This window comes from Streptomyces sp. NPDC053048 (assembly GCF_044547045.1).
Lineage (GTDB): Bacteria > Actinomycetota > Actinomycetes > Streptomycetales > Streptomycetaceae > Streptomyces.
The window spans coordinates 319,290-344,954 of record NZ_JBITZS010000005.1; the positions used below are offsets into that span (position 1 = coordinate 319,290).

The 25,665-nt window shown below is 72.9% G+C and carries 16 protein-coding genes; 3 read left to right on the plus strand and 13 right to left on the minus strand.

All coding sequences use genetic code 11. The features are described from left to right. Positions 1 to 50: 50 nt before the first annotated feature. From ACIG36_RS15415 to ACIG36_RS15440, 6 genes are all read right to left on the minus strand, one after another. On the minus strand, positions 51 to 2,450 hold the full coding sequence (locus ACIG36_RS15415; RefSeq protein ID WP_399927018.1) for a phosphotransferase: 2,400 nt from the start codon (positions 2,448 to 2,450) through the stop codon (positions 51 to 53). Positions 2,451 to 2,456: 6 nt separating this feature from the next. Then, positions 2,457 to 3,749: an MFS transporter gene (locus tag ACIG36_RS15420; protein ID WP_399927020.1), complete on the minus strand. Its 1,293-nt coding sequence runs from the start codon at positions 3,747 to 3,749 to the stop codon at positions 2,457 to 2,459. 189 nt (positions 3,750 to 3,938) lie between these two features. Then, positions 3,939 to 4,271: a hypothetical protein gene (locus ACIG36_RS15425; protein WP_399927022.1), complete on the minus strand. Its 333-nt coding sequence runs from the start codon at positions 4,269 to 4,271 to the stop codon at positions 3,939 to 3,941. Then, positions 4,268 to 4,972: a ribonuclease H gene (locus ACIG36_RS15430; protein WP_399927024.1), complete on the minus strand. Its 705-nt coding sequence runs from the start codon at positions 4,970 to 4,972 to the stop codon at positions 4,268 to 4,270. The genes ACIG36_RS15425 and ACIG36_RS15430 overlap by 4 nt, the downstream gene beginning before the upstream one ends. 54 nt (positions 4,973 to 5,026) lie before the next feature. Continuing rightward, complete coding sequence (locus tag ACIG36_RS15435) at positions 5,027 to 5,635, minus strand: Clp protease N-terminal domain-containing protein (RefSeq protein WP_399927026.1); 609 nt, start codon at positions 5,633 to 5,635, stop codon at positions 5,027 to 5,029. Positions 5,636 to 5,637: 2 nt separating this feature from the next. After that, positions 5,638 to 5,877, minus strand: a complete 240-nt coding sequence (locus ACIG36_RS15440) for a hypothetical protein (protein WP_399927028.1) — start codon at positions 5,875 to 5,877, stop codon at positions 5,638 to 5,640. Positions 5,878 to 6,122: 245 nt separating this feature from the next. On the opposite strand from ACIG36_RS15440, the gene abc-f reads away from it, so the two are divergent. Further along, positions 6,123 to 7,778: a ribosomal protection-like ABC-F family protein gene (gene abc-f / locus ACIG36_RS15445; protein WP_399927030.1), complete on the plus strand. Its 1,656-nt coding sequence runs from the start codon at positions 6,123 to 6,125 to the stop codon at positions 7,776 to 7,778. Positions 7,779 to 7,806: 28 nt separating this feature from the next. On the opposite strand, the gene ACIG36_RS15450 is transcribed toward abc-f, so the two are convergent. Genes ACIG36_RS15450 through ACIG36_RS15460 form a run of 3 tightly spaced genes read right to left on the minus strand, consistent with a single transcriptional unit; the run spans position 7,807 to position 10,282 of the window. Then, positions 7,807 to 9,030: a beta-ketoacyl-[acyl-carrier-protein] synthase family protein gene (locus ACIG36_RS15450; protein WP_399927032.1), complete on the minus strand. Its 1,224-nt coding sequence runs from the start codon at positions 9,028 to 9,030 to the stop codon at positions 7,807 to 7,809. Continuing rightward, the gene (locus ACIG36_RS15455; RefSeq protein ID WP_399927034.1) at positions 9,030 to 9,293 is read right to left on the minus strand and encodes an acyl carrier protein; all 264 of its coding nucleotides are present in this window, start codon (positions 9,291 to 9,293) and stop codon (positions 9,030 to 9,032) included. The genes ACIG36_RS15450 and ACIG36_RS15455 overlap by 1 nt, the downstream gene beginning before the upstream one ends. A 41-nt stretch (positions 9,294 to 9,334) precedes the next feature. Continuing rightward, positions 9,335 to 10,282: a 3-oxoacyl-ACP synthase III family protein gene (locus ACIG36_RS15460; RefSeq protein ID WP_399927036.1), complete on the minus strand. Its 948-nt coding sequence runs from the start codon at positions 10,280 to 10,282 to the stop codon at positions 9,335 to 9,337. A gap of 282 nt (positions 10,283 to 10,564) precedes the next feature. Between ACIG36_RS15460 and ACIG36_RS15465 the strand changes: the two genes are divergently transcribed. Beyond that, the gene (locus ACIG36_RS15465; protein ID WP_399927038.1) at positions 10,565 to 11,425 is read left to right on the plus strand and encodes an SDR family oxidoreductase; all 861 of its coding nucleotides are present in this window, start codon (positions 10,565 to 10,567) and stop codon (positions 11,423 to 11,425) included. Positions 11,426 to 11,493: 68 nt separating this feature from the next. Here ACIG36_RS15465 and ACIG36_RS15470 read toward each other — a convergent pair whose 3' ends face one another. Further along, positions 11,494 to 12,507, minus strand: coding sequence for a hypothetical protein (locus tag ACIG36_RS15470; protein ID WP_399927040.1), 1,014 nt, complete (start codon positions 12,505 to 12,507; stop codon positions 11,494 to 11,496). A gap of 43 nt (positions 12,508 to 12,550) precedes the next feature. Next, positions 12,551 to 14,743, minus strand: a complete 2,193-nt coding sequence (locus tag ACIG36_RS15475; protein ID WP_399927042.1) for an MMPL family transporter — start codon at positions 14,741 to 14,743, stop codon at positions 12,551 to 12,553. Positions 14,744 to 14,881: 138 nt separating this feature from the next. On the opposite strand from ACIG36_RS15475, the gene ACIG36_RS15480 reads away from it, so the two are divergent. Then, on the plus strand, positions 14,882 to 16,393 hold the full coding sequence (locus ACIG36_RS15480) for an FAD/NAD(P)-binding protein (RefSeq protein ID WP_399927044.1): 1,512 nt from the start codon (positions 14,882 to 14,884) through the stop codon (positions 16,391 to 16,393). Here the strand turns inward: ACIG36_RS15480 and ACIG36_RS15485 are convergent. Then, positions 16,361 to 18,007, minus strand: a complete 1,647-nt coding sequence (locus ACIG36_RS15485) for a CocE/NonD family hydrolase (protein WP_399927046.1) — start codon at positions 18,005 to 18,007, stop codon at positions 16,361 to 16,363. The two genes, ACIG36_RS15480 and ACIG36_RS15485, sit on opposite strands and share 33 nt — an antisense overlap. A gap of 53 nt (positions 18,008 to 18,060) precedes the next feature. After that, positions 18,061 to 25,506, minus strand: a complete 7,446-nt coding sequence (locus ACIG36_RS15490; RefSeq protein WP_399927048.1) for an SDR family NAD(P)-dependent oxidoreductase — start codon at positions 25,504 to 25,506, stop codon at positions 18,061 to 18,063. Between the last annotated feature and the right edge of the window lie 159 nt (positions 25,507 to 25,665).

The window sequence follows — 25,665 nt, forward strand, 5'->3', positions numbered from 1 at the left end:
ACGATCCGAGGAAACATCATGCGGAAAACTTGTCGCCCCAGAGCCGGGAATCAGCTCCCGTCGGCAGCTTCCGCCAGATCGATCAAGGACCAGAGGTTGCGCCACCATTGCTCGAGAAAGCCGTAGTGGCGAACGGTGTGCGCCACGAAGTAGAGCCCGAATCGGTTGACGGCCAGGTCCATGAGGGCGAGGCGGTAGCCGGATTCCCACTGGCTCCTGTCGATGGGGGTCCGGGCATGGGACTCGAGCGACCGGCGGTGGACTTCCGAAAGTTCCTCGACCACCGCTGCATCGATGTCGCCGGGTTCCAGCGCGGTGCAGAGCAGTTCCGCCAGGTCGTGCTGGGGAATGTGCAGGGTGGCGAGCTCCCAGTCGTACGCGCACAGCCTGCCGTCCGCCCGGATGGCGAGGTTGCGGGGATTGCAGTCGTTGTGGACGAGCGTCCTCGGCATCGCCTCGATCTGCGGCCACCAGCGGTCAATGGTTCCGATGCAGGAAACCAGCCGGTCGTGGTGGCGTTCGCCGACGAGCTCGGGGAACTCCTGCGCCGAGTGGTCGGCCAGCGCCAGCCAGAGTTCCTTCATCTCCACCATGTCCGCGGCATTCGGGACGTGCCCGATCCACGGCATCCGGCGGAGCCCCGATTCCTTGCCGTACCAGACGGAGTGGAGTTGCCCGAGGTCACGCAGAGCGATGCCGAGATGCCTGCGTGACCATCCGCGTGCGTGATCCGACGTGTCCATCCGCTCCATGTCGCCGAGACACTCCATCACGATGACGTACGCCTCCCTCCGGTCATCGCGATAGGTCCGGTACAGCTCCGGGATCAGGCTGGTGAAACGGGAATCGGTCTGCTCGTACAGAGCCAGTTCCCGCACATCGCATCCCACGAAGCCGAGGCGTTGCTCGAATCTGCGGTAGTGGGCAGCCACCGGACCACCACACAGGGCGGCCGCCATTCCGCCCATCTTGATGACCTCCCGGTCGGTGGGTTTCACCTTGACCATGACGTCGAGCTTCTGCTCCACGTCGTCGTGGTCGACCCTCAGCTGCATCGGAAAGAGCCCGACGGCTTTCTTCACCGTCCGCGACGTCAGCTCCGACAGGACGCTGGGCCCCATGGGAATGTGGGCGGTTTCGACGCTTCTGACCTTGACGCCGGGCATCACGGAGTGGCCCAGCGCCGATTCGAAGAACCGGGCGTCGAGCTCCTCGCGTTGGAACCAGCGGACCGGCCTGTTGCGCCCCAGGCGTTCATGGGCACTGGCGAACTGCCCGGAAACGGCTGCCGAGACCGTGGAGAGATCCAGGGCCAGTGCGAAGCCGGCAATGATTTCCGCCAGTCGGGCCGCGCTTCCCCGGCCCGTACACCCCATCGCTTCCAGGAGTTCTTGCTGCGTGGGGAGGTGGGTACCGCCCCCGACCGTGCCGACCGCCAGGCCGGGAAGGGTCATGCTCGCATAGACGCCGTCCGGCGTCCGTTCGAGGAGGAACTGCCCCGCGCCCGACTCGTGGACGCAGGCGATGTCCTGACCCGTCGCGGTGAAAATCGCCGCCACGATGTTGGCGGTGTTCGCGTTCGAGCCCAGCACTCCGCTGTGCACGGCCCCGGCGGCGATGTGCTGATAACCCCTGACCAGATCGTCGGATGTCGTCTTCAGGACCCGCTCGACAACGCCTCCTGGCAGGACGCAGTCAGCGGACACCCTGATTCCGCGGCCTTCCGCCACGGCTTGCGACGATGCTTTCTTGTCGCCCGATGTGTTTCCCTCGATGATGAAGGATTCGAGCTCCTCGCCTTCGATCAGATGAGGCCGCTCCAGGATCCACTGGCAAGCGTGCCAGGTGCAGGCAGTGGTCATGTTCTGGCCTGCCGCGTCCCCGGTGGTGTACCGGAACCTCAGGTGAACGGTCCTGCCCAGCACCACGGGTTCGATCGAGACGAGTTCGGCATGGTCGGAGACCTGCCGGATGACCGTACGGAGGTCGCCGAGGTGCTGGAGAATCTCCGAGGCGAAACGGCCGGCGGCCGACAGCCGGGTGAAGGCGAAGACAGGTGCACGCGTCATCGTCTGCGCGACCGCGTGGGTGCTGACGCCACCTGCCATGGTGACGGCCAGGGCTCCCCGCGTCGCCGACGATACGAGGGCGCCCTCCGTGGTCGCCATGGGGGCATAGATCTCGCCCTGGACATTGTCCCCGTGAAACAGCAAGGGCCCGGCCACGCCGACCGGAATCTCGACGGTACCGACGAATCCCTCGATGTTTCCGGTCAGTTTGCCGGCGTCGAGTTGCGTGTGCTGCAAGGAGCCCAGTCCCAGCCGGGTAATGGAGCGAAGCCAGCCGAGCCGCTGAAGACGCGCCGACTCCGTGTAGATTCCCCTGGCGGGAACGTACCGTCCGACGGGGCGGGGCTGACGGGACTGGCCCGGAATCGCTCCAGGGCTCATGCGGCATCACTTTCCTTTTGTGGGCACACACCGTGCCTGACGGGCTTCTTCGGTGACGGCGGTGTCCTGGCACACGCCGGGGAGCGAGGAAGAGCGCAGTACGAGGAACGGGACGGCGAGGGCGAGGGTGCCGATGACGAGGCCGTTCCACAGCCCGAGCCAGGTCCCGACGGCGCCGGCGAGGAGGGCGGCCACCGGCTGGGAGCCGTAGACGACCCACCGGCTCGTGGCCAGCATGCGGCCCTGCAGTGCGGGGTCACAGACGGCCTGGCGGACAGTGCGCTGGGTGGAACCCTGGACGACGGCACACCCCAACTGGACGAACAATCCCAAACCGACCGCCACCTGCCAGGGACGACCGGGCGTGGCGAGCAGCAGCGGCACCTCGGTGAACGGGGCCAGGGCCAGTGCAGCGAGCATCACGCGCACTGGTCCGTACCGCGCGACCACCGGGCGGACGACAAGGGCTCCGCAGAACCCGCCGAGTGCGGCCACGCTCAGCGTGGCACCCAAGGCCGCGCTCGAGTAGTGCAGTTGGCGCAGCACGTAGACGGACCACAGGGTGGCGAGGAAGGCCATGACGGCGACGTACGCGGTGGCGGCGAGCACCAACGGCCGGATCGTGGGATGCGACCAGACATAGCGCAGCCCTTCGCCGATCTCGGCCCGGAAGGTCGTCTTCCTGGTCGGCTGCGGCGCGGCCGGTTCAGGGGTACGGATGCGGGCCAGGAGGAGGGCACAGGCCAGGTAGGAAGCGACGTCCAGGTAGATGGCATGGGCGGCACCGAGGACGGTGACCACAGCGCCACCGATCTGGGATCCGGCACTGTCGGCCAGGGAGTTGACCCCGCTGAGCTTGGAGTTGGCTTCCAGCAGCCGCGAACGGGGCAACAGCGAGGGAAGAAAGCTGATGCGGGCGGTGGATCCGAACACCTCCGCGGCCGCGCTCACCAGCGCCACCCCGTACAGCAGCTCGAGGGACAGCCGGCCCATGGCGTCGGCAAGTGGGACGATGAGGAACGCGGCACCGCCGGCCAGCGCCGCGCCCACCATCACGGGACGCTTACGGTGCCGGTCCGCGACCGCCCCGGCGGGCAGCGACACCAGCAGGGGCGGGAGCTTCTGGGCGCACGACAACAGCGCGACCTGCCAGACGGAGGCGTGCAGCGCCACGACCGCGACCAGCGGGAGCGCCACCTGCGTGACACCGCTGCCCACGAGGTCGACGGCGTTCGCGCTCCAGTATCGGAGGAAGCCACGATGCCGCCAGAGACTGCCGTCCTCCGTGGCGTCGTTCACCACGCCTCGCTCCCCACCAAAGCCTTGCCGCTCCACCGTCGTACCTACGACAACGATCTACACGGGAAAGGGTTCGGGGGACTCGTCCGTCATCGCACCTTGGTGGGGGGGCAGTTGGAGACCACCGTCGTTCAGCGCCTGCCGTCCATGGTCGGGATCACCCGGATGCCGTGCACCGGAAGCCCCGCCTTACAGGACGACCATGAGCACGAACGTAGGAACGAGCGTCGCCACAGCACTCACCGGCCAGTAGAGCCGGGCATCCAGCGTGGTCCTGCGCCGTACGGAGCGGTTGATGAGCCACCACAGGACGAACAGCCCCAGCAGCAGCACTCCGACCAGCAGCCCCGGCAGCGTGCCGTCGTTCTCCGTCGGCTCCGGGTCGGACCAGCCGATCGCGGCGAGCGGCCAGTTCACGGCGAAGTACCACAGGAGCCACACCGGCACGACTCCAGGAATGCCCAGCAGCAGGTTCACCACTACAGCTGTCGCCGACCGTTTCCACATGGCCGCGCTGATCACGCCTGAGCCACCACGTCACGGCATGCCGGGTGACCCCAGCCCTTCGCGTTCTTGGCGATGTCCTCTCCGGCCGCGTACGACCGGCCGCAGACGCACCGGCCCGCGAATTTCGCGCGGAGCGTTCTCGTGGTACGGGCGGCTCCGGCCGCCGAGGGCTTCCCACCCCTCCCCGCACGGGGCTGCTTGCCCTGCGCGGGTTCGGGACGTGCGGCGGGCACCGGCATGGCCCCGGCCCCGTGGGAGGTCCCCGCCGGGAGCTGGGCCACGGCCGCATCGCTGGCTGCCTGGTCGGCGATCGCGTTCAGGAGGTCGCCGTCCACCTGGTGCGCCGGCACGTAGCGGAATTCCACGGGACGGCCGGTGAGCAGGGCGTCGATGCGGGCGACGAGGTCACGGTTGGCGACGGGCTTTCCGGCGGCGGTCTTCCAGCCGTTCCGCTTCCAGCCGGGCAGCCACTTGGTCACCGCGTTCATGGCGTACTGCGAGTCCATGCGCACCTCGAGGGGAACGGCCGGGTCGGTGGCGCCGAGGAGCTGCTCGAGCGCGGTGAGCTCCGCGACGTTGTTCGTGGCCCGGCCGAGGGGGCCCGCCTCCCAGCGCTCGGGGGTTCCTTGTGCGTCGGCTACGACCCAAGCCCAGGCAGCGGGCCCCGGGTTGCCCTTCGAAGCCCCGTCACAGGCGGCGATGATGCGAATAGACATGCCGCAATGATCTCAGCTCGGGGCGGGGCCGCTGCGCAGACCGCCAGGGCGGGCTCAGGCGGCCCGGTCCAGGTCGGCCAGCAGCCCTGCCCGTACGGCGGCCGGATCGGTGCCGAGCCTCCCCAGCACGTCCGCCGTCGCCCCTCCACCGGCGTCCAGAACGCCGAGCACGACGTGTTCGGTTCCGATGGAACGGTCCTTGCGCTCCAGGGTCGCCCGCAGCGACTGCTCCAGCGCCTTCTTGGCCTCGCGCTCGAAGGGGATGTGCGGCTTCCGGGCAACCGGTGAACCGCTCTCGCGGCCACGCAGGAACCCGCGCCCCTCCCCCGCCGGAGCCGGCGGAGGCGAGTCCAGGGCGCCCGGACCGAACACCTTCTCCGCCTGCCCGCGCACGGCCTCCAGGTCGATACCGAAGGCGCGCAGCGCCTGTGCGTCCTCCTCGTCGAAGGGCGCTGCGGGAGCGCCCGCGGCCGCCAGCGCGTCGCGCAGCGCCTCGGGCGTGATTCCCAGCCTGATCAGTGTCGCGGTGCCGGTGGCCCCGGAGCACGTGGTGACGCCGAGCAGGAGGTGCCCGGGGCCGATGCGTCCGTGACCCAGTGCGCGTGCCTCCTCCTGCGCGCTGATGATCGCCACGCGGGCGTCCTTGGTGAACCGTTCGAACATGCCTAACCCCTCCTGGCGTGTTTCTTGTGGACGGCCTGCCGGCTGACGCCCAGGGCGCCGCCGATCTCCTCCCAGGACCAGCCCAGTTGCCGTGCCCGGCCGACCTGCAGGGCCTCCAGGTGCTCGACCAGTCGCCGCAGCGCGGCGACGGCCCGTAGTCCCACGCGGGGATCCGCGTTCAAAGCGGCCTCGGCGGTTCCGGCTGCCTCTCCCGCATCCGCGTCAGCATCCGTTCCAGCCATGCCGTCAATGATGGTTGACACACCGAGCCGCCGTCAACACTCGTTGACAAGCGCGCGGGGAGCAGGCCGCTCGGGCGGCGGGTGGCGTGGATCACGGGCTTCGGGAGGCGGAAAAAACCAGATGCCGAGACGTATCGTCTTGCTATGGTGGGCGCATGGCCTTCTTCTACTTTCTCTGAGTCCGGGCACGGCCGACGCCGCCGTTTCTGCTGCCCGTAGACACTTGCATTCCCAGGGAAGTTCACATGCGCGAACGCGCCCATACCGCCATGCCCGCTGCTGCCGTGGTGCAGCTCTCCGTCAAGGACGTCACCAAGTCCTACGGCACCCGGACCGTCCTCGACCAGGTCTCCTTCACCGTCCGCCCCGGCGAGAAGGCGGCCGTCATCGGCGAGAACGGCTCGGGCAAGTCCACCCTGCTGCGGCTGCTCGCCGCGGCCGACGTGCCGGACACCGGGGAGATCACCCTCAGCTTCCCCGGCGGCACCGGCCACCTCACCCAGACCCTCGGCCTCGACCCGGACCGCACCGTGCAGGACGCCGTCGACCTAGCCCTCACCGAACTGCGCGACATGGAGCGCCGGCTGCGCACCGCGGAGGAGCGTCTCGGTGACGCGTCGGAGGACGAACTCGCCGCGTACGGCGAGCTGCTGATGGCGTACGAGGAACGCGGCGGATACGAGGCGGACGCCCGTGTCGACGCCGCCATGCACGGGCTCGGGCTCGCCGGCATCACCCGTGACCGCGTGCTCGGCTCGCTCTCCGGCGGCCAGCAGTCGCGGCTCGCGCTCGCCTGCGTGCTGGCCGCCGCACCCGAGCTGCTGCTCCTCGACGAACCGACGAACCACCTCGACGCGGCGGCCGTGCGCTGGCTCGAGGAGCACCTGCGCGCGCACCGCGGCACCGTCGTCGCGGTCACCCACGACCGCGGCTTCCTGGAGCGCATCGCCACCACGATCCTCGAGGTCGACCGGGATACGCGCACGGTGCGCCGGTACGGCGACGGCTGGGCCGGCTACCGCGCCGCGAGGGGCGCCGCCCGACGCCGCGCGGAGCAGGAGTACGCGGACTGGCTTCAGGAGATTGCCCGTACCGAGGAACTCCTGGAGGCCGCCGGCAAGCGGCTGGCCTTCACCGGCAAGGACCCGCGGCAGGGCTTCGGCAAGCACCGCCGCTCGCACGAGGCCAAGCTCGGCGGCCAGGTGCGGGCGGTCCGCGAGCGGCTGGCCCACCTGCGGCGCAACCCGGTGGCGGCCCCGCCGGAACCACTGCGGTTCACGGCAGCGCTGCCGGCGGCGGGCGGCGAGCGCCCTGCCCCCGACCGCCCGCTGGCCGAGCTCGACGGCGTAGCCGTCGGCGAGCGGCTGCGTCTGGACGGGCTGCTGGCGATCGCACCTGGGCAGCGGCTGCTGGTCACGGGCGAGAACGGGGCGGGCAAGACCACGCTGCTGCGCGTCCTGGCGGGCGACCTGGAGCCGGACGCGGGCACGGTCCGCCGCCCTGCCCGGATCGGGTACCTGGCTCAGGAGCTGCCCGCGCGTTCCACGCGGCTCCCGCTCCTCGCCGCCTTCGCGGCCGGGCGGCCGGGCCTGCCGGAGGAGCACGCAGAACAGCTGCTGGCACTGGGCCTGTTCCGCGAGGAGGACCTGCATGTCCCGGTCACGGCGCTGTCCGCAGGTCAGCAGCGGCGGCTGCAGATCGCGAACCTGGTGACCCGGCCCGCGGACCTTCTCGTCCTCGACGAGCCGACGAACCACGTCGCGCTCGACCTGGTCGAGGACCTGGAGGCGGCACTGGCCGCGTACCCGGGCGCGGTGGTCACGGTCTCGCACGACCGCGGCTTCCGCGAGCGGTTCCAGGGCGAACGACTGGAGCTGCGCGACGGCCGGAGGAGCCTGTGACCCTGTCGGCTCGGGCAGCCTGAGCGGCCTACCCCGCCCGGAAAACCAGCACTGTGTTGTGCCCCCCGAAGCCGAACGAGTGGCTCACCGCCACCTCGACCCGCTGGGGTCGGGCCGCGCCCCGCACGAGGTCGAGGTGGACAGCCGGGTCGACGCACCGGAGGTTGGCGGTCGGGGGGACGAGCGCGTGGTGGATCGTGAGCACCGTGAGTGCCGCCTCCACCGCGCCCGCCGCGCCCAGCGTGTGGCCGAGCGCGCCCTTGGCCGAGGTGACGGTGGGGCCGTGGGGCAGGACGCGGGTGATGACTCCGGCCTCGATGGTGTCGTTGAGCGGGGTGGCGGTGCCGTGGGCGTTGACGTGGTCCACCTCGCGGGGGTGGACGTCCGCGTCGGCGAGCGCCCGCTCCAGGGCCCGTTGGGCGCCGGCCCCCTCCGGGTGGGGGGCCGTCGGGTGGTGGGCGTCGGTGGCCGAGCCGCAGCCCGCGAACACCGCCCGTACCGGCACGCCGCGTGCCTGGGCGTGGTCGAGCCGCTCCAGCACCAGGACAGCCGCTGCTTCGCCCATGACGAAACCGTCCCGGCAGGCGTCGAAGGGACGTGACGCCGAGGCGGGATCGTCCCTGCGGTGGGACAGGACCCCCAGGCGCTCGAACCCCGTGACGTGCAGGCGCGTGAGGCCTGCCTCGGCACCCCCGGCCAGCACGATGTTGCAGACGCCCGTGGTCAGCCAGGTGCGCGCGACGGCGAGGGCGTCCGCGCCCGAGGCGCACGCGGTGACCGTGGCCAGCGACGGGCCTGCGGCCCCGCAGTCCAGGGCGACCTCTCCGGCCGCCATGTTGATCAGCGTCAACGGGTACATCAGCGGCGAGACGGCCTCCGGCCCCCGGTCCCGCAGCCGGCCTTGCTGCTCCCACAGGCTCTCGACGCCTCCGCAGCCACTGCCGACGACCACCCCGACGCGCCCGGCGTCCCACTCGGCGGGATCCAGCCGGGCGTCGGCGAGCGCCTCCCGGGCGGTGAGGACCGCCAGGCGGGCGAAGCGGTCGAGCCGCCATGCCTTGCGGCGCAGGGGTGCGACGGCGGCTTCCATCCCGGGGACCGTACAGCCGAAGTCGACGGGCAGACCGGCGAGCAGGGGCACGGAGGCGGCGGTTCCGCGGCCGGAGCACACTGCCGACCAGGTGGCGTCCCGCCCGATGCCGGCAGCGGTGGCCAGGCCGATCCCCGTCACCACTACCTGATGGTGAGTCATCATGCTCCACCGGCTCGCAGCGCCTCCGCCTCCTCCATCCGGGCCGCGAGCAGGTCCAGGACGTTCCTCACGGTGGCGCCCTCGGGAAGGTCCTCCTCGGTCAGGGCCACACCGAGGCGGTCCCGCAGGATGAGGGCGAGTTCGGCCCGCGCCAGGGAGTCGAGTTCGAGGGCGGTGAGCGGCACCGAGGGGTTCACCTCGGCGCGGTCGATACCGAAGTGGGCTTCCAGGATGCCGAGCAGGGTCTCATGCGGATCGGGCACGGGCCCGTCCCCCTTCTCTCGTTCCGCCCGGAGCGGGCCGGTCACAGGCGTAGCCACAGCGCGCCGAGGCCGATGCCGCTGGCGAGGCCGACGAGCAGGACGACATCACCCCGGCGCAGCCTTCCCTCGCGCAGGCTCGTTTCCAGTTGCAACGGGAGCGTCGCCGACCCGGTGTTGCCGTGGGAGGCGATCGTCGTCACCAGCCGGCTCCGGGGCACGCCGAACACGTCGCAGAAGTCGTCGGCGAGCAGATCGGCGGCCAAATGAGCACAGCACAACGAGGCGTCCTCGGGTCTGAGGCCCGTGCCGGCCACGAGCCAGGACAGATCGCCCTCCCCCACGGCGCGATGGACGGCGCGCCGCATGCCCGCCAGGTCGAACCGTTGCCGGCACTGCCGCGGTGCGCGGGCACCGGGCACGGGTACGGCACCCGCGGCCCACTCGGCGGAGATCGCGCGCATCGAGCAGCCGATGATGCCCGGTTCGTCCGAGGCTTCCAGGACGACCGCCGCCCCGACGTCCGACACGGTGTAGCCGACCATGGCGTCGAGGAATTCCCGCGGCCCGGACACGCCGGTGCGCAGGGCGTAGGTGAGCGTTTCTCCGCAGCAGACGAGAATGCGCCGGTAGGCGCCGCTCCTGATGAAGGAGTCACCGATCTCGAGGGCGTTCAGAAGGCTGTTGCAGGCGTTCTTGACGTCGAAGACCGGGCAGCCGGCCCCGAGTCCGGCGGCCACGACATGGGCGGTCGCCGGTTCCAGCAGATCCGTGCTGACGGCCGAGAAGATCAGCAGATCCAGGTCGCCGGGCCCCAGCCCGGCCTCGGCGAGGGCCTTGCCGGACGCGGCCACGGCGAAGTCCGAGGCCGTCCATCCGTCCGCGCGGATGTACCGCCGGTCGACGCCGGTCATCCGGCGGATCATTCCGCGAGGTACGTCGAATTGCGGGCTGTCCCGCGCGATCAGATCCTCGAGCGCTTCGGTGGACACGCACCGTTCCGGGAAATGGGTCGCCACGGCGGAGATCCGGGAATGCCGCTGTCGGGTCAACTAGCTGTTCTCCCTCGGGCGTTGGGAGCTGCGAGGACCCTCTACCTATACCCGCTTCCGGAAGGACCCACAAGCAGGAGCAATATTCGTAGGACGAGCAGGTTATACGGCTTTCCCATATGAAGAGGCGCGTACGGAGAAAAGGGGATTCCGCACCGGCGCAAGGGTAGGCATGACCGTCGGGCAATCCATCACGACGGCGCTCGGCCGAGGGGGAATCACATGCGCAGTGTGGTCGTCACGGGAGCCAACAGCGGGATCGGCCGGGCCGTGGTGCTCGAGCTGGCCCGCCGGGGCTACGACGTCATCGGCACGGTCCGTACGGAGGAGAAGGCGAAGGCGCTCGAAGCGGCGGCGGGCGACCACAGCCGCACAGTACGGACCGTCCTGATGGACGTCGCCGACGCCGACAGCTGCGAAGCCGCCTTCGAGCAGGTGGAGGAGATGACCGGGGGCGGCCCCTGGGCCGTTGTGAACAACGCGGGTGCGCACCTGGCCGGAGCGGTCGAGGACGTCACCGAGGAGGAGGCCCGCCGGCTGCTGGAGGTGAACCTCCTCGGTCCCGCGCGCATCTGCCGGCTGGTCCTGCCCGTCATGCGGCGCCGCGGCGGCGGGCGCATCGTCAACGTGACCTCCATGGCAGGCCTGGTGTCCGCCCCGTTCAACGGCTGGTACGCGGCGAGCAAGCACGCGATGGAGGCGCTGAGCGATGCGCTCCGGATGGAGAGCGCACACTTCGGCGTACACGTCGCCCTGGTCGAGCCCGGCTTCCACGAGACAGCCATGACCTTCCAGGGGGCTTCCCGGCTCGTTCAGCTGGCCCTCGAACACAACTCCTGGTACCAGAACGCCTACGGGGTGACTCTGGGCAGCCTGGCCCGCCACCGCCCGTTCCGGCCCGCCGAGGCGGCGGCCCGTACGGTGTGCCGGGCGGTGTGTGCCCGGCGCCCCGCGGCACGGTACTGCACGGGCAGGGAGGTTCTCATGATCCGTGCCCACCAGTACGCGCCCGCGCTCCTGATGGACGGCATCCAGCGCCGGCTGACCGGCCTGCACCGGGCGGTTCCCCCCATGGAGACGTGACCGACCCGGCGGCGGGAGGCGCGTGCGGCGGGCCCCCGACGCGCCGCCCGCCGCAGGCACCGTCGCCGTCAGCGGCTCTCCGGTGTGAGCACCATGCACGAGGACGTGACCCCCTGGCCGCCGTTGACGACCAGCAGGTACTGGCCGGGGGCCAGGTCCAGCTCGCGCTGGGCGTACTCGATGTTGGCCAGGGCGTCGCCCGCGCCCAGGTGACCGGTGTGGGGATCGGCGACGTAGGCCTTGTCCCGGAGGGCCTCGGGCATGGCGGGGCGGACGAAGGCGTCGGTGAACGGGGTGGCCAGCCGGGGCAGCAGCACTGCCGCGATCCCCTGGTCGTCCGCGCCGAGATCCGCGTCCTTCAGCGCCTCGTGCACGACCGCGCTCAGGCTGGCCCCGAACTTCTCCACGCTGTGCGCGGCCTCCTTCAGCTCGGTCTCCGAGGGCGGCCTGGCGGCACCCCCGGTGCCGGGGACGCGGTGCCGCATTCCCTGGCCGACCTCCAGGATGTCCGCGCAGGTGTGGCCGCGGGTCGCCAGGGACCGCAGGGCCAGTTCACCCGGGCCCCGGGTCAGCACCACGGCCGCCGCGCCGTCACCGCCCACCATCATCGTCGGCTCGGCCCACCGCCGGGAGCCGAACTCCTCGTAGGTGTCGGAGGACACGGCGACGCCCAGGTGCACCCGCTCGTCGGTGAGCATGCGCATCACGATGCTCTCCACCGCCAGTGCGCCCCCGTTGCACGCCTGGCACAGGCTGAACGCCGAGCAGTCGCCGAGGGACAGCTCCTTGGCGAGCCGGTGCGCCGGCGAGTAGAACTCGTACCCGATGCGGAGCGTCCACGCATACGCCAGGATGTCCACGTCCTGTGCCGTCGACCCGGCGCGGGACAGCGCCAGACGGGCCGCCTCGGCGGCCATGAACTCCGGGGTCTCGCCACGGCTCTGGGGCACTCCGTCCACGTCCGGCGGGGCCTGTGCGGCATCGGACAGGATGCCGTCGATCACTGCCTCCTCAACGGTGCACTGCCCGCGGGGCAGCCAGAGCGCGCTGGAGACGACACCGACGGCGGAAGCGATGCGCATGGAGATCCTTCCTGCAGCAGAGGGTCCGGCTACTCGGGTCCGGCTACTCGGTTTTGGTTGCCGGGTCTTCGGTGCTCCGCCGACGCGTGCGGGCGACGGCCTCCCGGCCGGTGCCCGCGCGCCACGACGGCACCCACCAGTTCCAGCGGCCGGCCAGCACCATCAGGCCGGGCACCAGGACACCGCGGACCAGCGTCGCGTCAACGAGGACACCCACGGCCAGGCCCACGCCGACCGTCTTGAGGACGGTCACGCCGGACGTGCCCAGCGCCACCATCGCGCACACCACGATCAGCGCGGCCGCGGTGACCAGCCGGCCGGTGCGCCGCACACCGGTGACCACGGCGGCGGTGTTGCGGCCGCCGGCCAGGTATTCCTCGCGGATGCGGGAGAGCAGGAACATCTCGTAGTCCACGGCGAGGGCGTACGCCATGACGAGCACGAACAGGGCCACCGAGCCGTCGAGGAACCCGGCGACGGCGAACCCGCCCAGCGGCTCGCGCAGATGACCGTCCTGGAAGAGGTGGACCATACAGCCCAGACAGGCCGCGAGGCTGACGGCCGCCACGGCCGCGGCCTTCAGCGGGATCAGCAGACTGCGGGTGAACAGGCCGACCAGGAGCACGGTGACGGCGGCCGCCAGCGCGCAGGCGGCCGGCAGGCCCCGGGCGAGAGCCTGTGTGGTGTCGGCGGCACGTACCGGTTCGCCCGTGAGCAGTGCGCGGCCACCTCCCGGCACGGGCACCGTCCGGATGTCGCGGACCAGCTCCTGGGCCGGGGCGGTGGCCCGCCCGGTCCGTGAGACGACGGTGAGCAGCGGCCCGCCCGGGGTAGTGAACCGCTCGGCCCATTGCTCGGGAAAGGGCTCGTGCCCGCCGTCGGCGTAGCGGCCCGTCGCGGTGCGGACCTCCCCGGCGCCCGGCAGAGCGGCCAGGCTCCGGGCGTACGTGTCCAGGGCCCGGTCGTCCGTGCCGGACGGGAGGCCCACCGTCACGGCCCTGTCCGGCGCGGGGGAGAAGCCGGCCTCGAGCCGCCGGGCGGTGTGGGCGGTGTGGCTGCCGGCGGGAAGCGCCGTGGCGTCGCTCGGGGCGAAGGCCGCGTGCGCGATGGGCAGGGCGAGCAGCGCGAGGAGAGCCAGGGCGCCCGTCGTGCACAGCAGCGGCCGTCGGCACACGGCCGTCGCCACCCGCCCCCACAGCGGGGGCCGCGGCGCCCCGCCGGTCCGGCGGCGCAGGGGTGCGAAGACGTCCCAGCGGTCGATGTGCGCGCCCCACAGGGTCAGCATCGCCGGTACCAGCAGCGTGACGGCCGTCGCCGACAGCACCGCGACCAGGATGCCGGCGGCGGCGACGGAACGCAGGAAACCCAGTGGGAAGAGGAAGAGGGCACACAGCGACGAGGCGACCACCGCGGCCGACACCACCACGGTCCGGCCGGCGGTCCTCCTGCTGCGCTCGACGGCGAGGCGCAGGTCCGCGCCGGCGGCTCGCTCCTCCCGGAAGCGCGTCACGATGAACAGGCCGTAGTCGACGGAGAGACCGAGCCCGAGGGCGCAGGTGATGTTCGCGGCGTAGACGGAGACGTGCGTCACCTCCGTCAGCAGGCGCAGCCCCGCCAGCGTGCCGGCCACCGCCGTCAGGCCGGTGAGGAGCGGAATCACGGTCGCGACGGCGGAACGGAAGACGAACAGCAGCACCAGGGCGGTCAGGGGCAGCGCGACCAGTTCACCGGCCAGCAGGTCCTGCCGGCTGATCCGCAGGGCCTCCGCGCTCACCCAGGCGGGACCTGAGGCGCTGACGGCGACCGCCTCATGACGTCCCGTCAGTTCTGGTACGAACCGGTCCACCGCCCGGGTGGCCGCCGCCTCGTCCGCCACGAGGTCGGCCACCACCATTGCCGCACGCCCGTCCCGCGCCCGCAGCGCGGGGTCGGCGGACGACCAGTACGACGTCACCGACACCACCCCGGGGGCGCGCCGTACCCGTTGCTCGATGTCCCGGCCGGCCCGTACGACGGCCGGTGCGTCGACGCCCGCTTCCGCGTCGAGGAGCAGGACGAGATCGGGGGCGGCGGCACCGTATCGCGCGCCGAGGGCGGCATTGTCCTTCCGCAGGGCCGTGTCGTCGGGGAGGAATCCGCTGTTGGACAGACGGCCGATTCCGGTGATGCCGGCCCAGAGCAGGAAGAGGGTGACGACGGAGGCGGACACCAGCGTCATACGAGCGGTGCGCCCCATGAACTCCCCCTGATCCGGCCGGAATTCCCCGACCAGATTAGCGACGGGCGTCCGCTCCCCGCCCGTGCACAATGAAAGAGTGATGGTCGGACAATCTTCTCGGAGAATTCTCCGGGGAATGCCGGGTATGCATGGCGAATGCAGCGCATCGCTGTGATCGGGGCCGGCGCGGCCGGGGCCTGCGCGGTCGAGAGCCTCGCCCTGCACATGACCGAACCCTGCTCCCTCACCGTGCTCGACGGCGGACGCCACCTGTGGCGGGGCCGCGCCTACCAGCCCGACGACGCGGACGTGCTCACCAACATCCCCGCCGCCCACATGTCCCTGCGCGCCGACGACCCCGGCCACGCCGCACGGTGGCTGGACGACCGAGCACCCGGTGCCCTCGACGCCCACGGGCTCACTTCACGAGCGCTGTACGGCGCCTACCTCGCCGAGACCCTCTCCCGGACCTGGCGGCGGCTCGCCCACCGCGGCTGGCGGCTGCGGCTGGTGCGCCGGCCCGCCGCCCGCCTGCTGCCCGAAGGGGACGGCGTCCTGGTGGTCACGGCGGACGGACGCCGCGAACGCTTCGACCACGTGGTCCTGTGCGCGGGGCCCACCGCCTCCCCCGACCCGTACGGCCTTGCGGCGGCGGCCGGTTACCGGGCCGTGCCCTTCCCCCTCTCCCGTACGCTTCCCGCCGTCCCCGCCGACTGCCACGTGGGCATCCTCGGCTCCGGTCTGACCGCCGTGGACCTGGTGGCCGGCCTGGCCACCCGCGGCCACCGCGGGCCCGTCACCCTGGCCTCCCGCAGCGGCGCGCTGCCCTCCGTGAACACGGGCTGTCCCCCGCCACCGCCCCGGCACCTGACCCTGCCGCAGCTGGAGAGTCTGGCCGCGTCCGCGGGGGCACGGCGAGCCGCGGACCTGTGGGACTTGATACGCGCCGAACTGCGGGCCGCGGGCGCGGATCACGAGGCCCTGCGCCGGGAGCTCGACCTCGGCGAGGGACCGGCCGAGCGGCTGCGCAGGCAACTGGCCGGCGGCGCCGACGCGGCCGCCCTGGCCGTGCTGCGCCAAGCCCTGCACCGGTTCGCGGGCCAGGCCTGGAACCTGCTGCCGGAGCACGAGCAGACGGCGCTGTGGCGCCGCCACGCCCGTGCCGTCACCAGCCTGTGCTGCCCCATGCCCCGCCACCGGGCGGCACTGCTTCTGCGCCTGCTGGACAGCGGGCGACTGCGCGTCACCGGCGGCCTGGCCGCGGTGGCACCGGCCCCGCACGGCGGGTTCACCTTCACCGCGAACGGAACCACACGGCTGGTGGACGTCCTGTTCAACGCCCTCAACCCGGCCGCGCCGGGCGCCTGCGCCCCCGGACCGCTGGAGGCGTCCGTCGCCGACCGCTGGGGCGCCGGGCATCCCCTCGGCGGCCTGCGCACGGACCGGCACACCCACCGGGTGTTCGGCGCCGACGGTGGGCACACCGGAATCTACGCGCTCGGCCACGCCACCCGCGGCGCCGTGCTGTTCTACTTCGGCATGCCCAGCCTCGTCCACCAGAGCGGGCTCGTCGCCCGCGCCGTGGCCGCCGGCACCCGGGCGGCGCACGGTGCCGGCGGCCACGGCGCGGTGCGGTCAGCGCAACGGAACGTCGAGCCAGGACGGTGACCCGGGTTCCGACGACAGCGAGATCCGGGCCCCCAAGCGGTTCCGGCCGATCATCTGGGAGTCCGTGGTGCCCGCCACCATCGCCAGCCGGTGCCCGGCGGGCAGGTCGTACGCGGTGGGGTGCAGCCCGGTCTCCACGGTGAACGGCCGGCCCGGCGCCCGGCCGGAGAAGCTCCACGGTCCCCACGTCATCAACGAGCCGTTGCCCAGGGCGTCCACGTCGTACAGATAGAAGACGATCGTCCCCTTCCCGGCCGAGGGGGTGACGGTGACACGCACCTGCGGGGTTCCACGGACGTACCGCGGCGCCGGAAGCGGCCGCGTCGCCCACACGCTGCCGGTGCCCGGCAGGACCAGGGACAGCGGCCTGGGCACGTGCGCGCCGACGAGTTTGACGACCGAGCGCGGAATGAACACCGGTCCGTTGTCGGCCACCGTGCCGAGTCCGGTGATCAGCGTGGTGCGCCAGGGCGGCCCGGCGGGCGCGTCGCTCAGCGACCGGCCGGCGCCGGGGAAGAGCCTGTGACGCGATCCGGTCATGGCCTCCCAGCCGGCGTGGCCCTCGAAGCCGTAACGGGCGCCGAACATCGGACCGCTGTTCACGGGCCTGATCTGCACGGGCGCCTCACGGTCGACGCCGTTGCCGGTCCCCTTGAGCCCGTGGTCCATCCACCGCAGCACCGAGTCGATCAGCTCGCTCGAAAGAAGTGCCGCGGTGGCGAACTCCGGCCCCGCGTGGTCACCCGGCCGCATCTCCAGCCGTTTGGGGGTGCGCAGCCGGTCGAAGAACTCTCCCATCCTGCCGAAGGGGGTGACGCTCTCCCCCCAGGTGTGGGCGAGGAAGAAGGCCGTCCCGCGTGCGTTGTACGTGTCCAGGTGCGTGATCGGCGAGCGGGGGCGGGCCCAGGCCGCCAGCCGTTCGCGGTCCTGCCGCAGGAAGTCCCGCAGCAGGGCACCGCGACGGCCGCCTCCGTGGACGGTGGAGCCGTAGAGCGTCACGGCGAGCGCCATGAGCGTGGGCGTCCCGTGGTCCTCCAGGACGTCCATCATGTCGACCCAGCCGCTCAGCGCGGCCACGGCGTCCACCCGGGGATCGGCCGCGGCCGCCAGCATGCCGAGCGTCGCCCCGTAGGACGCCCCCACCATGCCGATGTGCCGAGGGTCGCCGGTGGTGTGGCGCAGTGCCCAGTCGATGACGTGCGAGACGTCCGCGACGTCCCGGGGGCCGGCCATGTCGGCGACGCCCGCCGGGCCTCCCAGGCCGCGCGTCGAGTACACGACCGCGGTGTATCCGCGGTGGGCGACCGTCAGTTGCGCGCGGGTCATCGCGAGCTCGGGCATCGCCGCCCACCGCGGCATCACCACCAGCGGATGCGGTCCCCGGCCGCCGGGCTCCGCGACGGTCCCCTTCAGCAGGGCGCCACCGGGCGCGGGGATCAGTACCGGTCGCGCCGTGATGGCAGGGCGCGGGGCGGCGCACACGGCGGGTGCGGCGCCCGCGAGGGCCGGCACCAGGGCGGTCAGGACGAGAAGGAGGGCGGTCCAGGGGCGCCTTCTTCGGACGGCACGCCGTGCCGTCCCGGACGTGCGGTGGCAGGGCGGGAACGATTCCATGGGTTCCTTCCGCGGGGAGGGACGGGGCGGGCCGGCAGGCCCGCCCCCGGTTGTCACGGTGTGGACGCGACGGACTGCGCGTCCGCGCCGGGCCGTTGGCCCAGACGGGCCAGGGCCCGGACGGCGAGGGCGTCGACGCCGCCGGCGTTGACCAGCTCCACGGCCGGGATCTCGCAGCCCAGGCGGCGCGTGACAACGCCGACGAGCTCGGCCGCCATCAACGAGTCCAGGCCCAACTGGTCGAGGGGACGGCGGCGGTCGACGCGGCTCGGATCGGTCTCCAGAACGTCGGCGACGGCCTGGACGAGGACGCCGGCCACCAGTTCCAGGGCATCGTCGGGGCCTGCTTCCAGGAGCCGGAGCCGCAGCGGCTCCGGACCGTCGTGCTTCTCCCGCCCGTCCCGGGGCACCATCGCCGCGAAGCGCGGAACGTCCACGCCGGGGAAGTGGGCGGCGGCGCGGGCCCAGTCGAAGCGGCCGGCCACGACCGTCGTCACGTCCGTCGCGAGCAGGCCGTCCAGGACGGCACAGGCCTCCTGGGACGTCATCGCCCCCAGTCCGGCCCGCCGCAGAACGTCCGTGAACCCTTCGCGGGCGGCGTGGCCGGTGTCACCGATGGCGCCCCAGGCGACGGCGAGCCACGGCCGGCCGGCCGCCCTCCGGCTGCGCGCGAGCGCCTCCAGAACGAGATTGGCGGCCGCGTAGTTGGCCTGATGCCGGTTGCCGATCGCCGCCGAACCGGAGGAGAAGCAGACGAAGAAGTCCAGCGGCTCGGCCGCCGTCGCGGTGTCCAGGGACAGCGCTCCCAGCACCTTGGGCCGCAGCACCGCACGGATGCGCTCCTCGGTGAGGTCCACCAGCGGTGCGTCGTCGAACGCCGCGGCGGCGTGGACGATGCCCCGCAGCCGCCGGCCGGCCTTCGCCACGTCCCGGACGATCCGTGCCACGGCCTCCCGGTCGCACAGGTCGACAGCGTGCACCTCGGCCTCGGTGCCCTGGGCCGCGAGCTCCCGCACCAGCGCGCCGGCCCCCGGCGTGGCACCGCCTCGCCGGCCGGCCAGCACCAGGTGCCGGGCGCCGCGGGACGCCAGGTGCCGGGCCACGGCGGCTCCCAGGCCCGTCAGCCCGCCTGTCACGAGATAGGCGGCCTCCGGTTCCGGCCGGGGCACAGGCGACGGCTCCATCGGCGGCGGCTCGTCGAAGGTCACCACCACCTTGCCGATGTGCCGCGAGTGCCGCAGCGCGTCGAGCGCTTCCGGCAGCCGGCCGGCCGGATACGCCTGATAGGGCAGCGGATGGTAGGTGCCGTCGTGGAACCGCTCCCCCACCTCGCTCAGCACCTCCTCGGGAACCGACTCCGCGTGCAGCAGCCGGTTGAGATCGACCGCGAAGAAGGAGATGCTGCGGTCGAACAGGGACATCGGGAGCCGGCTGTCGGCGTCGATGTCCCGCCTGCCCAGCTCGACGAACCTGCCCCCGGGCCGCAGCAGTTCCGCGCTGCGCACCAGGGCCTCGCCGGCCAGCGAGTTGAGCACGACATCGACGCCCCGCCCGCCTGTCAGCTCCCGTACGCGTTCACCGAAGTCGGCGCCACGCGAATCGAGGACGTGCTCGACGCCCATCAGGCGCAGCAGGTCGCGTTTGGCGGGAGTACCCGCTGTGGCGATCACGGCAGCGCCGCACGCGCGCGCGTGCTGGAGCGCGGCCAGCCCCACCCCGCCGGCGGCGCCGTGCACCAGCAGTGTCTCCCCGGCGGAGAGCCGGGCCAGCCGTTCCAGCCCGTGGCGGACGGTGAGGAAGACGACCGGCAAGGTGGCCGCCGCGGCGAAGTCCATGCCGTCGGGCATCCGGCCCGCCAGCCGCCGGTCGGCCACCACATGAGAGGCGAGGGAGCGCGGAGCCAGGGCGTACACCCGGTCGCCGGGTGCCAGGCCGGTGACCCGCGTTCCGACGGCTGCGACGACTCCCGCGCACTCCAGTCCCGGGCACTGACCGGTGGGGGTGACGGACGCCGGACCCGGCCTCAGCAGACCGGCCGACTCCATGGCGTCCCGGTAGTTCAGGCCCGCGGCACGGACCGCGATCAGCACGCCGTCCGGCCCCGGGACGGGTGGCACGGCATGCGTCCAGGTGACGCGGTGGGCGAGCCCCGGCTCGCGCACCTCGCAGCGGTACGGGCTCGGCCGGGCGGGTGGCCGCGCGGTGGACACCGGCCAGGCGCGGCCCACGAACCTGCCGTCGCATGTGAGCAGCACCTCGTCGTCCTCGTCCGTGGGCGCCAGCAGCTCCAGCGCCAGGCGGCGGACGGGCACCCCTTCCTGGACGGCGACCCGGCGCACTGTCAGGGAGGGGTGTTCGTTGGTCAGGCAGCGGGCCGCGGCCCATGGCGCCGCGTCCCCCTCCCGGCCGGGCATGGCCGGGGCGGGCAACGCCGCGCCGGAGCCGGTCACCAGCCACAGCGCCGCCACCGCGTCGCCCGTGGCCATGGCCTGCGCGAACCCGGCCAGGCCGGCGACGCGGCGCACGGCCAGTTCGTTGACGGCCTCGGCGTCGGCGGGCTGCTCGTCGTCGAGCAGGCACACCACGTGCAGGGGGCCCGGGTCCGCACCTGGCTGCCGCCATGCCGCATCCCATTCGCCGGGGGTCGACGGAATGGCCGTCAGCCGGACGTCGGGCGCACCGGATTCGGTCAGCAGCGACGCGAGCTCCCGTGCCCTGGCGCTCTCCGGCCGCTCGGCGGCGACGATCCACCGGGTGCGGGTGTCCGGCAGGGGCACCGGCGCGGCCGCCGGGCCGCCGCCGGCCGCCGGCGCGGGACGCCGGGCCAGCAGGACCGAGGTGACGGGAGGGGCGGCGGGCGCCCCCCAGTCCAGGCGGGCGGTCGAGTCGAAGCCGCATCCCCTGAACACGTCCTCCCACCGGTCGGCGTCGAGCAGCGGCGAGGTGGGCCGCAGCGTCGTGTCGGTGCGGGTCCAGAATTCCTCCAGCAGCCCGAAGCAGGCGGCCGTCAACGGCGTGTCGTGAATCTCGGTGGCCACCAGCAGCCCGCCGTCCGCGAGCAGACCCGCGAGCCGGCCGGTCGCCCGCCGCACGTCCTGGGCCACGTGCAGGGTGTCGTGCGCGACGACCACGTCGAACTCACCCGGCCGGAAGCCCTGCTCCTGCGGATCGCCGTCCAGGTCGAGGAGGCGGCAGTCGAGGAAGCCGCGGCCGGCGAAGTGCTTGCGGGCGCGGGGGAAGAAGACCGGGGAGACGTCGGTGAAGACGTACTCGGTGCGTTCCTCCGGCAGAACGCCGAGCAGCGCACGGGTCAGGGCGCCCGTGCCCGCACCCACCTCGAGCACCCGCAGCGGCCGGTCGGCCGGCCAGCCGGCGACCACCGTACGCAGCGCTTCCCGGGCGGCCTCCACCTGTGGCCCGGTGCACGGCGCCCGCTCGTAGCACTGGTCGATGATCTGCCGGTCCGCTTCGGCGAACAGCAGTTCCCGGGCGTCCCTCGCACCGCGCAGAAGGTCGGTCAGGTGCAGTCCGCACCGGCCGTACAGCAGCACCTGAAAGCTCATTTCCGGGTAGGCGCGCAGGGCCTCGGAAACGGTGGACGACGGCGGCGGGACGACGACCCCTGGGCGCCACCGCCAGGCGCGGCCGGCGTCGTTGTCCGCCGGGCTCAGCAGCCCGTGCTCGGTGCAGAGGTCCAGCAGGACCTCCATGAGCGGTGTGTGATCGGGCCGCAGGCCGGCCGCGTGCATGTCGGCCAGGGTGAAGGGCTCCGTCGTGGCCGGTGCGCCCAGCAGGTCGCCGACGGCCGCCGCGGTGAGGGCCGCCATGCTCTTCCTGAGCACCACGAACCGGGCGTACTCCTGCCGGTCCCGGTCGGCGGCGCCCGTTGCCGTGCGCCGGTGCGCGACCGCCTCGGCCAGGGCCCGCGGGGCGGGAACGGGCACCTCCGCGGCCGGGTGAGGGAGCAGCGGATGAGCGCGTGCGCGCAGCATTGTGTCCCAGTAGCTGATCGTGGCCGCCGCGGTGGCCGGGAGCCGCCGCAGCCGGACCCCTTCGAGCTCCACCGCGACCCGGCCCTTCGGATCGGCCAGGCGCACGTCGCAACAGATCTCGGTCGCTCCCGTCTCCCGGACGCGCGCATGGACGCGTCCGGCGGTGGGCGCCGGACGCCACAGCCGCACCGCGTCCACCGAAGAGGGCAGGAACGGAGTCCCGTCCGGGCAGGTCTGTGCCACCAATGGGAGGCACGCCTGCAGGGCTCCGTCCAGTACGGCCGGGTGGGCCCGGAAGTCGTCGCCCTCCACCACCGCGGCGTATTCGGCGATCGCCTCCCCCTCCCCCACGGTCAGCCGGCGCAGCACGCGGAAGGCCGGACCGTACGGCAGCCCGGCGCGTCCCGCGAGCGCGTAGTGCTCCTGGCCGTCCAGCACTCGGCCGGCCTTTCCGGCTCCGTCGGGGAGCTCACCGGGGGCCGGGCGCAGCAGCCTGCGGACGCGGCCGCGGGCGTGCACGTGCCAGTCGGGCCCGGTCTCGTGACGGGCGGCGAAGCGGAAGACCTGGTCCTCGTCCGACAGCGAGACCTGCAGGCGTACGTCGGCCGAGTCGTCGTCCCAGGGCAGGTCGAGCGCGCGGAGGATCCGCAGGCCCAGTACTTCCACCGGTCCGTCGAAGACCTGGCCGGCGGCGGCGAACGCGGCCTCCAGGTAGGCGGTGGCGGGCAGGACGACGCTCTCGCCGACGCGGTGGTCGCCCAGCCAGGGCAGCCGGGACCGCTCCAGTGGGCCGGACCACGACGGCTCGGACGACGGCAGCCGGGTGCCGAGCAGCGGATGGGCCAGCGGTGCCGGCGCGTCCTGCCCTGTCGTCCACCACCACGGCGCACCGTTCCAGTGCCGTTCCCGCTCCCAGGGACGGGCGGGCAGGTCCACCGGGCGGCCCGGCACAGGGAAGTGGGCCCGCCAGTCGACGCGCGCCCCGTGGGCCAGGAGCTGGGCGACGGCCCGCCGCATGTCCAGCGTGCCGTCGCCTTCGCGGGAGCAGGTCCGCACCACGGGCACCCGGCCGCCACCCGGCCGGCCGAGGCGGGTGAGATAGGTGGCGGTCACCGGGTGCGGGCCGACCTCCACGAAGATCTCGCATCCGGCACCGAGCAGCGCCTGTGCGGCCGCGCCGAACAGCACCGGTTCCCTGACGTTGCGCCACCAGTAGGTGGTGTCGAGCCGTTCGCCGGACAGGAGCCCGCCGGTGACGCACGACGCGAACGGCACGTTCCCCGCCGTCGGCCGCAGGTCGCCGAGCGCGGCGCGCAGGAGCTTCTCGACCGGGTCCATCGCCGGGCTGTGGAAGGCGTAGTCCAGGTCCAGCATCCGGAAGAACACCGAGCGCGCGGTGAGCCGTTCGCCGAGTTCCGCGAGGGCGCGCACGTCCCCGGCCAGCGTGACGTCGCGCGGGCTGTTGACCGCGGCCACCGTCAGGAGACCGTCGTAGGTGCGCAGCTCGGTACGTGCGGCGTCCTCGGGCAGGCCGACCGCGGCCATCCGGCCCTGCCCGGCCGTCGGAGCCTGTGCCTGGCTGCGGGCGGCGACGACGCGCGCGGCCGTCCCGGCGTCCAGCACACCGGCCACGCAGGCGGCCGCGATCTCGCCGACGCTGTGCCCCACCACGCCCGCGGGCCGTACGCCCTGCTCCTCCAGGACGGCGGACAGGCCCATCTGCACGGCGTAGAGGAGGGGTTGGGCCACCTCGGTGCGCCGCAGCGCCTCGGCGGTGACCGGGGCGGCGAGCTCGTCGAGGACGGACCAGCCGAGGAGCGGCCGGAGCAGCGCGTCGTGGCGGCGCACCGCCTCGCGGAAGACGGGTTCGTCCCGCAGCAGTCCCGCGCCCATGCCGGCCCACTGCGAACCGTTGCCGGAGAAGACGAAGGCGACGGTGCCGGAGCCCTCGGCGCGCCCGGAGGCGGCCGTGCCGCCGCCGCGGCGGCCGTCCGCGGCGGCGGCCAGCCCCTCGGCGGCCTCCGTGGGACCAGTGGCGAGCACGGCCACGCGATGCTCGTGGAGGGTGCGCCGCAGGCACGCGGCGTGGGCCAGGTCGTAGAACTCCTCGGCCGGTGCGGAGCGCAGCCTGCCGGCCATGCGCTGGGCGGCCTCGACAAGGGAGGAACGCGTGTGGGCGGAGGCGACGACGGGCAGGGGGCGGCCGGGGCGTGGGGGCAGGGGCAGGGCCACGGGGGCTTGCGGTGCCGTGCCCGGAGCGAGGACCACGTGCGCGTTGGCGCCCCCGAAACCGAAGTTGTTGACTCCGACCACTGGGGAGGACCGTTCGGCCAGCGGTTCGCAGCGCACGGCCGGGCGCAGCCGCAGGCCGTCGAAGTCGATGCCCGCATGGAACGGTTCGGCGTGCAGGGTGGGCGGCACGGTGCGGTGCCGCAGCACCAGCAGGGCCTTGAGCAGGCCGGCCAGCCCGGAACCGGCTTCCATGTGGCCGAGGTTGGACTTCACCGAGCCGATGGGGAGGGCTCCCGCGGTGCGGTGGACGCCGAGGGCACGTCCGATGGCCTCGCACTCCACCGGGTCGCCGGCCGGCGTGCCGGTGCCGTGGGCCTCCAGGTAGACCACGTCGTCCGGGTCGATGCCGGCCTCGCCGTACACCCTTTCCAGCAGGGCCTGTTGTGCGGTGCTGCTGGGCAGGGCCAGACCACGGGTGCGGCCGTCGCAGTTGGTCCCCGTGGCGAGGATCGTGGCGTGGACCCGGTCGCCGTCCGCGAGGGCGTCCGCCAGGCGTTTGAGGAGGACGACGACCACTCCCTCGGCGCGGGCGAACCCGTCGGCGTCGGCCGAGAACGGGCGGCAGCGGCCGGTGGGCGAGAGCATGGACGCGGCCGAGAAGCCCGCGTAGCCGAAGGGGTTGATCAGGACGTTGACACCCCCGGCGAGGGCGGCCGGCCCGCCGCCGGCCCGCAGGAACGCACAGGCACGGTGCAGCGCGGTCAGTGACGAGGAGCAGGCCGTGTCGACGGCGATGCTCTCGCCGCGCCAGTCGAAGGCGTGGGAGATGCGGTTGGCGGTGATGGCCGAGGCCAGGCCCGTCATGGTGTGCGCGTCGAGGGTCTGCGGACGAGTGGTCTGCAGTTCGCCGAAGTCCCGGCTGGAGACGCCCACGAAGACGCCCGTGCCGGAGCCCGCCCAGCGGTCGTGGCACACCCCGGCGTCGTCCAGCGCCTCGGCGGTGACTTCCAGCAGGAGCCGCTGCTGGGGGTCCATTCGCGCGGCTTCGCGGGGCGAGATGCCGAAGAAGTCCGCGTCGAAGCCGGTGATGTCGTCGAGGAAACCTCCGGCCGCGGTGTAGCTCCGGCCGGGCCGTCGGCGCCCCGGTTCGACGAACTGGCGGTGGTCGAAGCGCTCGGGCGGTACCTCGGTCACCAGGTCGCGGCCTTCGCTCAGGGCCTTCCACAGTGCGCCGGGGTTGTGAATGCCACCGGGCAGCCTGCAGGCCGTTCCCACGATGGCGATGACATCTGCGGAGGAATGGTTCGGGCGGGTTGCGGCACGCAGGGGCACTGGCCTCTCCCATGAGTCGTGGGCCATTGCTCGTCCCGTGCCCGGAATTCGTCATCCGGGCAACGGCCAGGCTTTCCACGACCGGGGGCGGGAATGCACGCT

Coding starts and splice junctions, on each gene's coding strand:
- ACIG36_RS15435 (WP_399927026.1), bottom strand. CDS start 5,635: ATGTTCGAACGGTTCACCAAGGACGCCCGCGTGGCGATCATCAGCGCG.
- ACIG36_RS15415 (WP_399927018.1), bottom strand. CDS start 2,450: ATGAGCCCTGGAGCGATTCCGGGCCAGTCCCGTCAGCCCCGCCCCGTC.
- abc-f (WP_399927030.1), top strand. CDS start 6,123: ATGCGCGAACGCGCCCATACCGCCATGCCCGCTGCTGCCGTGGTGCAG.
- ACIG36_RS15480 (WP_399927044.1), top strand. CDS start 14,882: ATGCAGCGCATCGCTGTGATCGGGGCCGGCGCGGCCGGGGCCTGCGCG.
- ACIG36_RS15485 (WP_399927046.1), bottom strand. CDS start 18,007: ATGGAATCGTTCCCGCCCTGCCACCGCACGTCCGGGACGGCACGGCGT.
- ACIG36_RS15430 (WP_399927024.1), bottom strand. CDS start 4,972: ATGTCTATTCGCATCATCGCCGCCTGTGACGGGGCTTCGAAGGGCAAC.
- ACIG36_RS15470 (WP_399927040.1), bottom strand. CDS start 12,507: ATGCGCATCGCTTCCGCCGTCGGTGTCGTCTCCAGCGCGCTCTGGCTG.
- ACIG36_RS15440 (WP_399927028.1), bottom strand. CDS start 5,877: ATGGCTGGAACGGATGCTGACGCGGATGCGGGAGAGGCAGCCGGAACC.
- ACIG36_RS15465 (WP_399927038.1), top strand. CDS start 10,565: ATGCGCAGTGTGGTCGTCACGGGAGCCAACAGCGGGATCGGCCGGGCC.
- ACIG36_RS15475 (WP_399927042.1), bottom strand. CDS start 14,743: ATGGGGCGCACCGCTCGTATGACGCTGGTGTCCGCCTCCGTCGTCACC.
- ACIG36_RS15450 (WP_399927032.1), bottom strand. CDS start 9,030: ATGACTCACCATCAGGTAGTGGTGACGGGGATCGGCCTGGCCACCGCT.